We start from the raw sequence: 11,280 nt of genomic DNA, 5'->3' as shown, positions 1-11,280 counted from the left end.
GCTGGGCCGAGGAGCGCAGACGTAGGCGGATCAGGGATCGCGCTTGTTTGAGCCGAAGGCGAGTTTGCGCGAGACCCCGCCGTAGTCGAGCACCGCAGGTTGCCCGTAGCGAAGCGTAGGGACCCAGACTGCGGGTCGCCTTTTCTTTGCTTACTTTCTTTTGGCGAAGCAAAAGAAAGTTACTTGCTGCCGGGCAATCCCCGGCCAGCAAGCCTCAGCAGCGAGCGCACTCGCCAAAAACACCTCAAGCCATCAAAAAAGTTCTAAATATCTTCCAAATATCTAACAACGTTCAAAATAAAAAACATCCGTTAATTTTCACCAAAACCCCGGCAAGGCTTGCCTTTACATTTGACAAATGCAAGCCCGACTAGACCGCCAACAAGCCCAAAGCGATTCACGCCGAAGGGGCGTGCTGGACGCGGCCCGCGCGGTGTTCGAGCGCCTGGGCATGGAGGGCGCCAGCATCCGTGAAATCGCGAAGGAGGCCGGCTACACCGCCGGCGCCATTTATTCCTACTTCGAAAGCAAGGAGGCGATCTATGGCGCCTTGCTGGCCGAGTCGCTGGAGCGCCTGAATGCCGCGGTGCATGGGGCCGGCACAGGCTGCACCGAGCCGGCCGACCTGCTGGAGGCCAAGGCCGGCGCCTGGTTCGGTTTTTTCGCGGCCAACCCGCGCGACCTGGACCTGGGCTTTTACCTGATGCAGGGCATGCGCCCGCGCGGGCTCACGGCCGAGCTGAACTTCCATCTCAATGACCGCCTGCACGACGCGTTGCGGCCGTGCGAAGGCGCGTTGCAGGCTATGGGTTTGAACGCCGAAGACGCCTTGCGTGAAAATACGGCTTTGTTCTCCCACGGCGTGGGCCTGCTGCTGCTTCAGCACACCGGGCGCATACGCATGTTCGGCCAGGACGCGACGCTGCTGTTTGACGCCTACCTGATCACGCTGGTGGAGCGCCTGCGCTACGCCCCGGCCTGATCCGCTTTTATTTTTTCCAGGAATTTCCATGCTGCTCGATGCCGACGACTCCCAACTGGTGCTGGTGGACTACCAGTCCCGCCTCATGCCCGCCATTTTTGAAAACAGCCTGGTGCTGGCCAATGCACTCAAGCTGGCGCGTATGGCCAAACTGCTGGAGGTGCCGGTCTGGGGTACGGCCGAAAACCCCGGCTCGCTGGGCCCTCTCGCGCCTGAGCTGCAAGCCGCCATCGCCGCCGCCGGCGGCCGCACGCTGGACAAGATGTCCTTCAGCGCCGTCGCCGACGGCCTCGTCGACCTGCTGCGCCCGCCCGTGCGCAAGGCGCAGGCCGGCGGCAACGCCCGCAGCCTGCCCAAACATTTGCAAAAACCCGCGCCCGAGCCGGAGGAGGGCAGGAGCACCATCGTCATCGCCGGCTGCGAAGCCCATGTCTGTCTGATGCAGACCGCGCTCGATCTGCTGGAAGAAGAGTTCGAGGTCTGGGTCGTGACCGACGCCTGCAGCTCGCGCACCGAACGCAACCGCGACGCCGCCTTTGACCGCCTGGCCGGCAACGGCGCCGAACTGGTGACCACCGAGATGGTGGCGTTTGAGTGGCTGCGCACGGCCGAGCATGAGGCGTTCAAGGATGTGCTGGGGCTGGTGAAGTGAGGCGGGCCGGCTTTCAAGCTGCCCACACCATGCGCATACTCTGGCTTCTTCTTTTTACACTCCTTGCGGGCTGCGCCACCGGCGAAATCGTGCAGCCTGTGAGCCAGGCAAGTTCACCCAGTCCTGAATATCCCGCCGTCTCCAGGCGTCTTGGGGAGCAGGGCCGTGTGATATTACGAGTGCGGGTGCTGGCGAGCGGTGAACCTGGCGAGGTGCGGCTTCACAAAAGTTCAGGCTTTGACAGGCTGGATGCTGCTGCGGTGGCGGCCATGAAGCAATTCAAATTCAACCCCGCACGAACCCGCTGGGGCCGCGCCGTGGATTCGTGGGTAACCCTGCCGATCGAGTACGCCTTGAAATGAGCGATTCAACGGGGTACGGGTAAGGCGGTGGGTTTCAACAACAGGCAAAGGACGTCAATGAAGGACCTTTACACGCGCTTTGCGATTTCGCTCGCTGTGGCTACTTTGCTCGGTTGCGCGTCCCAGCCGGCGAACGACCCATTTACCGGCAACTACCGACTGGCTGGCGAAGAGGATTCAACGATCTATGCCGTGTCAAAGATGGGAGACGGCTGGGGCCTGGCGATGTCAAAAAAAGCCGATGCGCCCAAGACAATTCGCAGCGACGATGATCGGAAAGCCCAGCTCTATCGCGTCGATCCTTCCCAACTTTTAAGGGTGGATCGGTCAGTGCCGATTCCGCCCGTTTGCATTGCGACGCTAAGTTCACCTGGAGAAGGAACGTACCAACTCCTGCCGTACTTCGCTCTTTGCCGAGTGCCCCGGGGAAGCCTGGTCGTTCTTGCGAAACCCATCCCCGGATGGAAGGAGTTCAGAGCCACTTCCGAACATGTGTTGATCTTCGGCCTTATGGGAGCGACCAATGGTGTGGAGCTCGAAGCTTTCAGATAGTACGTTCCGATCTACCAGGAAACATTTACCCAGGACGAGATCGATGGGCTGATTGCCTTTCACCGCGACCCCGCAGGTGCCGTGAGGTAGTTGCCGGGCGGTCGCGCACGGTTGTCGCCATTGCCCCGCGGCATTACAGTAGTTCCTCGATTTCGCACCGATTGTGAGGATTCCATGCCGGCTGCTGACACCTGGCTCTTTGCGCTGACCTTTCTCACGGCCCTGGGCTGCGCGCTCATCGCCGGCATTTTCCTGGCGTTCTCCAGCTTCGTGATGGGTGCCCTGGCCCGCATCAGCCCGCCCTCGGGCATTGCCGCCATGCAGTCCATCAATGTCGTGGTACTCAACCCGGGTTTCCTGGGACTCTTCATGGGTACCGCGCTAGCCTGCGCCGTGCTTCTTGTCTACGCTGTGATGCACTGGCAAGCGGCTGGCGCGCTTTGCGTTGTGGTGGGAAGCCTGTTCTATATCGTGGGCACTTTCGGCGTCACCATGGTTTTTAATGTGCCGCGAAACAACGCGCTGGCGCGGCAAGACCCGGCCAGCCCGGAGGCCACCGGTTTCTGGCGCGGCTATGTGGCCGGCTGGACGATGTGGAACCATGTGCGCACCCTGGCGGCGCTGATCGCGGCGGTATTGCTGATGTATCCGCTGATCCGGTTTCCGGGCGGTGTATAGGCGAAAGGGAGTGCGCTGGCGAAAGTTCGGCGGGTTGCTTCAAGCCATGCTAAAAATACAAATGTTTGTTGAGGTTCCGATAAACAAGAGGTTCTGCAGGGATTCGATGGTCAAGTTAAACTGCGGCCGCAAAGTTATACCGCACGGTTTGGGGTCTAAATTACGTCAATCCTGCAGAAACTCCTACGCATGCTCGCCATGAAGTGCCCAGAGCTCACGCATGAGCAATACGTTGCCACCATGGCCACGCCAATGCGCCTAATTGAGGCCGAGGACAATTCTTATCATCCATTTCCGATTGGCGAGGTCATGGATAAGCTGATTCAACAGCTTTCGTTACCAACCACCCGTGAGGACATAGACATTCACTTCGTCTACATGAATGATCTCAACCACTTTTGCCACATTCTCTTCAACTGGGGGGTGAAGAACGTCTACCTCGTTCTGGTTACCAGGCCGCAGGAGAAAAAAGTGCACGGTTATCGCGTTCTCAATATGACGGCAGAGTATGGCCTCGACACTTGGGACGGGGAAGTCCCTTTCATCCGTTAGCCGGCACGGCAGCCGATGCAGCTTGTAGGCCAAATTGTCGATGTGCAAGCTGACGGGTGCGAGCGCACGGTTCTCGTCGAACTGCGCGGTACCGGGGCGCGCATGGCATTTTCCGTGCCGGTGCCGACGCAGTACATGACCGGCCAGGAGCGTTGCCAAACTTACTTGGCAGGACATGACATCGATGTCGAGGTCAAGCTCGTGTTCGTGACCAAAGTGAGCGCTGAGTCCATCGACAGGCAACTGAGTTTCTTTCAGCCAATCGCCAAATCTCCGCACACGGTGGTCTTTGGAGTTGTATCTGAAATAGCAGCAGCGGATGAATTCATTTGCCAAATTAATGACGAGGGCGGGAAGATCAACGTGTCGACGGAGATGGCCTTTCAACTTCATGTCGGTACGCGTGTTAGTTTTCGAGGGGAACTCACTCATGCCGGCTAATAGGTCGATCGACAAGGCGTATCCCTGCAAGTCGGGTCACGCCTCTCCTCTTAAACGTTCGACGCCGCAGATGCGAGTCTTGCTCCTGGCCATCTCAGCGCTTGCTACCGGCTGCGACCACATACATGGCGTTGCGCGCTACACCGACCCGATGCCCTCGGCCCCGCCAGCCCGGTGCGTCCAGGACGCCGTCTCATCCGTTGAGGGTGTAAGGAACGTCAGCTATTCCTGGGAGTTAGGTAGCCGACCGCTGACGCTTCACGGAATTGAAAGGCCAGATCAGGTGCATCGATTCTGGTACGAATACAAAGACATCAAGAGCAATCTCTATTTTGTGGCGCGCCACGATGGCTCCGCTACCTACCATCACAGCTACGGCTGCCTCAACTGCACGCCACCTCAAAGCACCATCGATACCCTTTACCCGGGTATGCTTGCGATCGATGAAGCTGTCCGGTCACGGTGCGGGGTTTCAGTGCCCATTCACGAGTCCTGTTCGGGGGTGAAGTGCGGTGGCGGCTGACTCTTTCTTCAAGCGGACCAGCCCAAGGCGGTCCGCTTAAGTCAAACGCCAGGCACCACCAATCCATCGACACTATGAAACACGCTTTTGTCTCCGCGCTTCTCGGGCTGCTGGCAACCTGCAGTCTCGCCGCCGATCCTTCGTTGGCGCCAAACGCTCCGAAAGACAATCCTGTTCGCGCCGAATCGGCGGCGCGCATGGAGAAAGCAATTGCGCCGTACGTTGCTCAAGCAAAGGCCTCATATCCACAGGCAAAGCAGCGGTTCCTTGCCGGGCTCCCGAGAGGTCATTCATTCTTTCTCACTACGCGCCTCTCCGACAGGAAGGGAAACGTGGAGCAGGTCTTTGTTGCGGTACAGAGCATTCGCAACGGCTTGGTTACAGGAAAGATATGGAGTGACATCGAGCTGGTTGAAGGTTTCCGCCGCGGCGATGTGTATTCTTTTCAGGAGGCGGCGATGATCGACTGGCTCATTACCAAGCCCGACGGAACGGAGGAAGGTAATTTCGTCGGGAAGTTCCTCGACACTTACTCCACGAAGTAGGTGCCGAATGCCTAACTCTTCCTGTGTGGGCTCCCCACAACGGAAGGAAGCGGCTCCGCCGCTAGTTCGCTGAGAAACATGGGTTGGCGTCCTACGACGGCATGGATGTCGGTCCTGCGCTGATCGCCGCGAAATGAACCTGAACTGGGGGCACAACATCACCCCCGTTTTCACCTGACAACTTATGGCAGCTTTGGACACAGGCCCTTTTTTTCATGGCACGAAAGCCGAATTGCAGCCAGGCGACCTGCTGAGTTCAGGCTTTACATCGAACTACGACGAAAGCGTCGTGATGAATCACATTTATTTCACCGCCATTCCCAAAGGCGCCGGGCTTGCCGCGGAAATAGCCAAAGGCTGCGGCAGGCCGCGGGTCTACATTGTTGAGCCGACGGGAGAGTTCGAGAACGATCCCAACGTGACAGGCAAGAAGTTCCCGGGCAACCCGACGCGGTCCTATCGAAGCAGGCTGCCTTTAAAAATTGTTGGCGAACTCGAAAGCTGGGAACTCTATGACCCAGAGTTCATTCAACAACTGAGAGCCCGTATCGAGAATGGCATGGGCAAAATCATCAATTGATGGGAGACGCCGCTGTAAAACGGCGTCCCAGTCGTGGCAATAGGACATGACCAAGATGAAAAAACCTGAAGATGCACCGGGCGCCTTTCAAGATGCCTGGAATGCGCACGACATGGTGGCTTTGGGTGAGCTGTTCGACCCCGACGCAAGCTTCGTGAATCGCTTTGGGCACTATGTCCGGGGCGTTGAAGAGATCGTGGCACTCCACGTTCCGATTCACGAAACCATCTATCGCGACTCCACGCTCCAGAACGAGCTGATCGATATCTCCCTTATTGCCGACGGGGCTGCGGTCATCCATTTCTGGAGTCGCCTGGCTGCCGGCGCCGTCCACCCGGCCGGGCCACACGTGGTGGATACGCTGATCCTTGCCGTGTTGACGAGACAGCACGATACCTGGCGCATTCGGGCGCTTGAGAACGTGACCCTTGTCAACCCGCGGACCGGGGAGGCGATCTTGCGGGACTAGCGCACGCTTGAACCTGCAGAGCATCCTCCTCAGTCGAAACTTGTCATGAATTCCGCGTCCTTGGAGGCGCCATCAGCCTCCTGAAAGCCCGTTATCCATAATTAAGAATTCAGTTTTGCTGGTTTTCCATCGTTTTCCGGCACCTGAAACAACAATCCACTGGAGACAACGCCGTGTTCAAGTCCCTTCTGCTCAGCAAGTCCGACGCCGGTTTTTCGGCGGCGGTGACCGATACCGATGAGGCCCGGCTTCCCGCCGGCGATGTGCTGGTGCAGGTCGAATACTCCACCCTCAATTACAAGGACGGCCTGGCCATCACCAACAAAGGGCCGGTGGTGCGCAACTGGCCCATGGTCGCGGGCATTGACGGTGCGGGCACCGTGTTGGAGTCGACGCATGCGGGCTGGAAGGCCGGCGACCGGTTTGTGCACAACGGCTGGGGAGTCGGCGAAACGCGCTGGGGCCTGATGGCCGAACGCGCGCGCCTGCAGGGCGACTGGCTGGTTAAGCTGCCGGCGGCCTTCACGTCGCGCCAGGCCATGGCCATAGGCACGGCCGGCTACACCGCCATGCTCAGCGTGCTGGCGCTTGAGCAGCACGGCGTGAAGCCCGGCGACGGCGAAGTGCTCGTGACGGGTGCCACCGGCGGTGTGGGCAGCGTGGCCGTGGCCTTGCTGGCCAAGCTGGGCTACACCGTGGTGGCCGCCACCGGCAAAGCCAGCGAGGAGGCCTACCTGAAGCAACTGGGCGCCGGCAGCGTGATTGACCGGGCTGAACTGTCTGCGCCCGGCAAGCCGCTGCAAAAAGAACGCTGGGCGGGTGTGATTGATGCGGTCGGCTCGCACACGCTGGCCAACGCCTGCGCGCAGACGCGCTACGGCGGTGTGGTGACGGCCTGCGGCCTGGCGCAGGGCGCGGATTTCCCCGCGACGGTCATGCCTTTCATCCTGCGCAGCGTGACGCTGGCCGGTATTGACAGCGTGATGGCGCCCCTGGCCAAACGCCAACAGGCCTGGGACCGGTTGGCAAAAGACCTGGACACCGCGAAGCTCGAAACCATGCTGGAGGAGATTCCGATGGCGAAAGCCGCAGAAAAAGCGGCCGACTTGATGTCGGGCAAGGTGCGCGGCCGTGTAGTCGTCAAAATCTGAAGAATCTAAAAATTAAAAACGGAGACAAGCGATGACGAGCTACGCAGATTTCTACCGCCAGTCCATAGACCAGCCCGAGGCCTTCTGGGCCGAGCAGGCCAAGCTGATCGACTGGCACAAACCCTTCACCCGCGTCTGCAACGACGACAAGCCGCCGTTTGCCCAGTGGTTTGAGGGCGGGCAGACCAATCTGTGCCACAACGCGGTGGACAGGCACCTCAAGGACAGGCCCGACCAGGCGGCGCTGATTTACGTCTCCAGCGAAACCGGTATTGAAAAAACCTACACCTTTCGTGAGTTGCACGCCGAAGTGCAGCGCATGGCCGCCAGCCTGCTGGCCATGGGCGTGGTCAAGGGCGACCGTGTGCTGATCTACATGCCCATGATTGCCGAAGCGGCCTTTGCGATGCTGGCCTGCGCGCGCATAGGGGCCATCCACTGCGTGGTGTTCGGCGGTTTTGCCAGCGGCTCGCTGGCTTCGCGCATCGACGACGCCGCGCCGCGCGTGATCATCAGCGCCGACGCCGGCTCGCGCGGCGGCAAGGTGGTGGCGTACAAGCCCTTGCTCGACGAAGCCATCCGCCTGGCCAAGCACCAGCCCGAAGCCGTGCTGCTGGTCGACCGCGGCCTGGCGCCCATGCCCATGGTGGCCGGCCGCGACCTGCATTGGGAGACGCTGCGCGCCAAATACCTGCACGCCCAGGTGCATTGCGAATGGCTGGACTCCACCGCCATCAGCTACACCATCTACACCAGCGGCACCACCGGCAAGCCCAAGGGCGTGCAGCGCGACACCGGCGGTTATGCCGTGGCGCTGGCCGCCAGCATGAAACACATCTTCGACGGCCGCGCCGGTGAAACCTATTTTTCGACCAGCGACATCGGCTGGGTGGTGGGCCACAGCTACATCGTCTATGGCCCGCTGATCGCCGGCATGGCGACCATCATGTATGAAGGCCTGCCCACGCAAGGCATGGACCAGCAGCCCAACGGCGCGATCTGGTGGAGCCTGGTCGAAAAATACAAGGTCACCGGCATGTTCAGCGCGCCCACCGCCGTGCGCGTGCTCAAAAAGCAGGACCCGGCCCTGCTCAAAAAACACGACCTCTCCAGCCTGCGCGCCTTGTATCTGGCCGGCGAGCCGCTCGATGAACCCACGGCGCGCTGGATCAGCGAGGGCCTGAACGTGCCCATCATCGACAACTACTGGCAGACCGAATCAGGCTGGCCCATCATCACCATCGCCAACGGCGTTGAAAAGAAAGCCAGCCGCTTCGGCAGCCCCGGCGTGCCTATGTACGGCTACAAGGTCAAGATCCTGCACGAGTCCACCGGCGAAGAGCTGACGCAGCCCAACGAAAAAGGCGTGGTGGTGATTGAGGGCCCGACACCGCCGGGCTTCATGCAGACCATCTGGAAGGACGATGCGCGCTTCGTCAACACCTACTGGAAGAGTGTGCCCGGCAAGATGGTTTACAGCACCTTCGACTGGGGCATACGCGACGAAGACGGCTATTTTTTCATCCTGGGCCGCACCGACGACGTGATCAATGTGGCAGGCCATCGCCTGGGCACACGTGAGATCGAGGAGAGCATTTCAGGCCACGCACAGGTGGCCGAAGTAGCCGTGGTCGGCGTAGCCGATGCACTCAAAGGCCAGGTGGCCATGGCCTTTGCCGTGCCCAGGGATGCCACCGTGCTTACCGACAGCGCGGCCGCCCTCAAGCTCGAAGGCGAAATCATGAAACGCGTGGACGGCGATTTAGGCGCGGTCGCACGGCCGTCGCGCGTGCTTTTTGTGACGGCCCTGCCCAAGACCCGCAGCGGCAAGATGCTGCGCCGTGCGATCCAGGCGGTATGCGAGGGCAGGGATGCGGGGGATCTGACGACCATGGATGATCCGGCGGCTTTGCAGCAGATTCGGGATCGGGTGGCGGGGTGAGAGTTGGAAAAGAGAAACTGTGTCAAAGTGCCGATGATGTTTATCCACCCTAACTCCCTCGATTGTCGAGATGCGATGGAAGCCATCCGACCACAACTATCTGCTCGTCGTCATCCCAGAAAAAATAAAGCCTGAAGCCGTATCTACGATCTCGCGAATCGCCGCCTTTCAGATGTCTGTCCAGGGACCTTCGGCTACCGCCATACTGAACCGAATACAAATCTGCAGCGTACTTGACTCCTTCTCCAGTAGAACTCTCTTCTAGCTGGAGATCCGCCAATGCGCCTTCGTAGAGTTGACGACGCTCAGCGCTGTTGTCGATCCTCATTGGTACATAAAAATCACGAAGCAAGAGCAGCGAACGATAGATGAATTGCGGATCGTGGTAGTTCGATTTTCGGATGCCTTGATATGCTCGATTGGTCATTTCTACAGACCCCACGAGATGCTCTTTGCACCAATCTTCAAAGAGGTTGAGTGACTCTGGGATGGCGATGACGGGCTTCTGCGAAATTTCTGCCAAGCGTTGATCTAGTAGCCGAATTCTGTTTAGGCGTTCTAGCGCCAGAGAGCGCGCAGCGTTGGCATCTTGAATTGCCATCTCTCTTTCAGTGTCCGCAGTGGCCAGAAGGCCGTCATATTGTTCCTTCTGCTCTTGGAGTTCTTTTCTTAGTTGGTCGTTATCCTGCTCAAAAAGTTTTAGCAACTCCACATCAGATCCACCAGCTTCTTTTAGATTTTTTCGCTCGGCCATTGCCGCGTGCTGGCGAACTGCGTTGAATCCCGGTAATTCTCTTTCTCTATCAATTCCATAAACTGTATTCGCTAGGGATTGATTGATTAACCAGCGTTCAAATGCCTGCGCACCGCCTCCCGGCCAATCGACGATGCGATGTGACAGAGCGAGTGGATGATTGGAGGGCTGATCGATCCAAGAGCGAAATCCAGGGCGATATGTTCTTACCCCTCGATGAAAAACTGAGAGTTCTCGCCCAACCCTGTCCGTGAGAAAGAAGCTTGCTGCTCCTGTTATCGCAAATACATGAGTTGAGCCTAAGGTCCCGTCATGAACAGCTTTCACTGAGGCAGCGGCGTCTTTCACATCGAGGGAGTTCTCCGGCAGCGAGAAAATGATGACGTCGCAATGGCGTCTCGGGTCCTCCATTAAGCGAACGAGGTCGTCAATTTCATCCTCGGAAGTTAGCAACCTTACCTGTTTACTCAGTAGTTGACCATTGAGTTCAGCCGGACCTGCTGTGATAACTTGTTTTACAAAACCAGGGATAGATCGATCAAAGGCGACCTCGGCTCCTCTATTGGCGCAAACTAATCGAGCTCCGAAAAGCGTGTCTCCATCTGAATCTATCCCCACACCTATTTCTGTTATCCAGGTCCTCAAAGGGAAGATTTTGTCAGCGTCGTCAAGTCTTGCAGCCCAATAGCGAGGCTCTACTAAGGCCACTGCTGCAGTTCTCTGCGCACCAATGTCCGATAGCTCAAAAGATCTGCGCTGCCACGCATCGTTAGGAAGAGTTTTTCCTGCGCGTTGAGCCATCCATCGCAAAATGCTGTCCACAGTAGATGCGTAGCGATCTTTCCCCTCTATTGGTTTTAGGCGAAGTGTGACTTGACTAACAGGTCGAATTACAGAGCGGCCTTCTTTAAGCTTCGCTGCTATCGGGGTAACGTGCTCTTTCGTATCTTTTTTGACTTGGCCAAGCATATGTATTCACTCTTTAGGTTAATAAATTAACTGGTGTCGCTGCCAACATTCAGATGGACTCGTAGTCCCCAGGCGGGACTGCTGAGAAGGTTTGTTCAGTCTAGAAGAAGCCCAACAGGAGCGCCTCC

The 11,280-nt window shown here is 58.4% G+C and carries 14 protein-coding genes; 13 read left to right on the top strand and 1 reads right to left on the bottom strand.

Translation table 11 applies throughout. The features are described 5' to 3' along the window. The first annotated feature begins 358 nt into the window (after positions 1-358). The 13 genes from AC1D1F_RS07055 (at position 359) to AC1D1F_RS06995 (ending at position 9,429) form a co-directional block, all read left to right on the top strand. Complete coding sequence (locus AC1D1F_RS07055) at positions 359-982, top strand: TetR/AcrR family transcriptional regulator (RefSeq protein WP_477679215.1); 624 nt, start codon at positions 359-361, stop codon at positions 980-982. A 28-nt stretch (positions 983-1,010) separates the two neighbouring features. Further along, entirely contained in the window at positions 1,011-1,634 is a 624-nt protein-coding gene (locus tag AC1D1F_RS07050) for an isochorismatase family protein (RefSeq protein WP_477679216.1), read from the top strand. Between the two features lie 29 nt (positions 1,635-1,663). Continuing rightward, a complete protein-coding gene (locus AC1D1F_RS07045; protein WP_477679217.1) occupies positions 1,664-1,996 on the top strand; it encodes an energy transducer TonB in 333 nt (110 codons plus the stop codon). Positions 1,997-2,053: 57 nt separating this feature from the next. Then, positions 2,054-2,548, top strand: coding sequence for a hypothetical protein (locus AC1D1F_RS07040; protein ID WP_477697318.1), 495 nt, complete (start codon positions 2,054-2,056; stop codon positions 2,546-2,548). A 9-nt stretch (positions 2,549-2,557) separates the two neighbouring features. Then, positions 2,558-2,638: a DUF2059 domain-containing protein gene (locus AC1D1F_RS07035; RefSeq protein ID WP_477676848.1), complete on the top strand. Its 81-nt coding sequence runs from the start codon at positions 2,558-2,560 to the stop codon at positions 2,636-2,638. Between the two features lie 84 nt (positions 2,639-2,722). Beyond that, complete coding sequence (locus AC1D1F_RS07030) at positions 2,723-3,226, top strand: anthrone oxygenase family protein (protein WP_477676820.1); 504 nt, start codon at positions 2,723-2,725, stop codon at positions 3,224-3,226. A 189-nt stretch (positions 3,227-3,415) separates the two neighbouring features. Beyond that, the gene (locus AC1D1F_RS07025) at positions 3,416-3,778 is read left to right on the top strand and encodes a hypothetical protein (RefSeq protein WP_477676821.1); all 363 of its coding nucleotides are present in this window, start codon (positions 3,416-3,418) and stop codon (positions 3,776-3,778) included. 15 nt (positions 3,779-3,793) lie between these two features. Beyond that, positions 3,794-4,219: a hypothetical protein gene (locus tag AC1D1F_RS07020; RefSeq protein ID WP_477676822.1), complete on the top strand. Its 426-nt coding sequence runs from the start codon at positions 3,794-3,796 to the stop codon at positions 4,217-4,219. A gap of 597 nt (positions 4,220-4,816) precedes the next feature. Next, positions 4,817-5,287 carry a hypothetical protein gene (locus AC1D1F_RS07015; protein WP_477676823.1) on the top strand — a complete coding sequence of 157 codons (471 nt, stop codon included), beginning with the start codon at positions 4,817-4,819 and terminating at the stop codon, positions 5,285-5,287. A gap of 184 nt (positions 5,288-5,471) precedes the next feature. Further along, positions 5,472-5,867, top strand: a complete 396-nt coding sequence (gene arr / locus AC1D1F_RS07010; protein ID WP_477676824.1) for an NAD(+)--rifampin ADP-ribosyltransferase — start codon at positions 5,472-5,474, stop codon at positions 5,865-5,867. Positions 5,868-5,922: 55 nt separating this feature from the next. Beyond that, positions 5,923-6,336 (top strand): SgcJ/EcaC family oxidoreductase, encoded by a 414-nt coding sequence (locus AC1D1F_RS07005; protein ID WP_477700685.1) that lies wholly within the window; start codon positions 5,923-5,925, stop codon positions 6,334-6,336. A 173-nt stretch (positions 6,337-6,509) separates the two neighbouring features. Beyond that, positions 6,510-7,487 (top strand): acrylyl-CoA reductase (NADPH), encoded by a 978-nt coding sequence (gene acuI / locus AC1D1F_RS07000; protein ID WP_477697317.1) that lies wholly within the window; start codon positions 6,510-6,512, stop codon positions 7,485-7,487. A gap of 31 nt (positions 7,488-7,518) precedes the next feature. Next, the gene (locus AC1D1F_RS06995; protein ID WP_477697316.1) at positions 7,519-9,429 is read left to right on the top strand and encodes a propionate--CoA ligase; all 1,911 of its coding nucleotides are present in this window, start codon (positions 7,519-7,521) and stop codon (positions 9,427-9,429) included. 49 nt (positions 9,430-9,478) lie between these two features. On the opposite strand, the gene AC1D1F_RS06990 is transcribed toward AC1D1F_RS06995, so the two are convergent. Further along, the gene (locus tag AC1D1F_RS06990; RefSeq protein WP_477700684.1) at positions 9,479-11,152 is read right to left on the bottom strand and encodes a hypothetical protein; all 1,674 of its coding nucleotides are present in this window, start codon (positions 11,150-11,152) and stop codon (positions 9,479-9,481) included. Positions 11,153-11,280: the final 128 nt, after the last annotated feature.

The sequence above is a fragment of the Polaromonas sp. P1_H6 genome (genome assembly GCF_056405195.1).
The sequence above is the reverse complement of the archived record's forward strand: the minus strand, read 5'-3'. Positions and strand labels throughout refer to the sequence as shown.

Bases quoted from the DNA above. Each gene is read 5' to 3' on its own strand.
- AC1D1F_RS07020 (WP_477676822.1), top strand. From the start codon at position 3,794: ATGCAGCTTGTAGGCCAAATTGTCGATGTGCAAGCTGACGGGTGCGAG.
- AC1D1F_RS07050 (WP_477679216.1), top strand. From the start codon at position 1,011: ATGCTGCTCGATGCCGACGACTCCCAACTGGTGCTGGTGGACTACCAG.
- AC1D1F_RS06995 (WP_477697316.1), top strand. From the start codon at position 7,519: ATGACGAGCTACGCAGATTTCTACCGCCAGTCCATAGACCAGCCCGAG.
- AC1D1F_RS07025 (WP_477676821.1), top strand. From the start codon at position 3,416: ATGCTCGCCATGAAGTGCCCAGAGCTCACGCATGAGCAATACGTTGCC.
- AC1D1F_RS07040 (WP_477697318.1), top strand. From the start codon at position 2,054: ATGAAGGACCTTTACACGCGCTTTGCGATTTCGCTCGCTGTGGCTACT.
- AC1D1F_RS07015 (WP_477676823.1), top strand. From the start codon at position 4,817: ATGAAACACGCTTTTGTCTCCGCGCTTCTCGGGCTGCTGGCAACCTGC.
- AC1D1F_RS07030 (WP_477676820.1), top strand. From the start codon at position 2,723: ATGCCGGCTGCTGACACCTGGCTCTTTGCGCTGACCTTTCTCACGGCC.
- AC1D1F_RS06990 (WP_477700684.1), bottom strand. From the start codon at position 11,152: ATGCTTGGCCAAGTCAAAAAAGATACGAAAGAGCACGTTACCCCGATA.
- AC1D1F_RS07055 (WP_477679215.1), top strand. From the start codon at position 359: ATGCAAGCCCGACTAGACCGCCAACAAGCCCAAAGCGATTCACGCCGA.
- AC1D1F_RS07045 (WP_477679217.1), top strand. From the start codon at position 1,664: ATGCGCATACTCTGGCTTCTTCTTTTTACACTCCTTGCGGGCTGCGCC.
- AC1D1F_RS07005 (WP_477700685.1), top strand. From the start codon at position 5,923: ATGAAAAAACCTGAAGATGCACCGGGCGCCTTTCAAGATGCCTGGAAT.
- arr (WP_477676824.1), top strand. From the start codon at position 5,472: ATGGCAGCTTTGGACACAGGCCCTTTTTTTCATGGCACGAAAGCCGAA.